This window comes from Hyella patelloides LEGE 07179 (assembly GCF_900659865.1).
In the GTDB taxonomy this organism is placed as follows: domain Bacteria; phylum Cyanobacteriota; class Cyanobacteriia; order Cyanobacteriales; family Xenococcaceae; genus Hyella; species Hyella patelloides.
Map to the genome: position 1 here is coordinate 1 of NZ_LR214342.1, position 1,094 is coordinate 1,094.

Consider the following 1,094-nt stretch of genomic DNA (forward strand, 5'->3'; position numbering starts at 1 on the left):
ATCAATTTCTTCGAGAATGTATAGGTAGTCTATGAAAATTCAGACTAAGAGCGGAAATAGCTTCAGAATCTAAAGGCTCTAAACGTAGCCCCGCATCGGCAAGAATGCTCAAATCTTCGGCGGGAATACTATTAAAATCAATCTGAGAAATGGCATCTGGATTGAGAGTCCCAAAATCTAGCCCTGCATCGGCGAACAGCACCAAATCATCAGCAGCGACACTACTAAAATCAAAATTAGTGTCGTTAAAATCTACATTACCAAAATCAGGTAAAGTACCAGGTGTAATGGTAATGTCTCCAAAATCTAAGGTATGTTGATAAGCAGTCTCGATCGCTGAGTTAAAAATAGATACTGCTTCAACCTCGCCAAGAGCAGTTTCTAATTCCCAATCCCCTCGACTTCCAGTTTTGTCTGCTGAAGCTAAAATATCAGCACTACTTATCTGGCTTAACTCTTGCAAAAAAGAGTTTCCCTTCTCTCCTGAAGCGATATCACATCCATAGAGAACAAGATCTGCTTCGATATCTAATGAACTACGCCAATTTTCCAGCAAACTATCATATTGCTGTAATGTATCAGAATTAAGCTTGCTATTGGCAAAGGATAACTGACCTGATTCACCATGAGAAACAATGTGAACCGCGTCTAATTGTTGGTACTCATTCAAATGTGAGCTAATTTGAACTAATTCATCTTTATCCTCATCTAAAATGACAATTTCAGTAGCTCCTGAGATGTTATCTATTAAGGTTTGACTATCTTGAACCGCCGAATCAATAAAAACCAGCGATTTGCGTGAGTTATTGTCTTGATTCAATTGTGATGAATCCACAATTTCTCGCCCTAGATTCTCATCAAAAATTAAGTGTAATCCTGGCTCATAATTAGATGTGGTGTCGGCTGTCTCTAACCCATAACTTGTTGTTTCTCCTTCCCAAGATAAAGCTGAATTTAATGAAGAGAGAATATTGTTGCTTTGGTCGTTCTCACATATATTCATGTTTATTTCTTACTTTCCCCACGTCAAAATGTAGTATTTAAAGATTACGTATTTTCGGGCTTGTCTAGAAATTTATCGCGCGACGCGACCG

At 38.3% G+C, this 1,094-nt stretch carries 1 protein-coding gene; it reads right to left on the reverse strand.

Annotation, left to right across the window (positions count from 1 at the left end; translation table 11 throughout):
• Window position 1: 1 nt before the first annotated feature.
• A complete protein-coding gene (locus tag H1P_RS33620; RefSeq protein WP_144875856.1) occupies window positions 2-1,003 on the reverse strand; it encodes a DUF4347 domain-containing protein in 1,002 nt (333 codons plus the stop codon).
• Between the last annotated feature and the right edge of the window lie 91 nt (window positions 1,004-1,094).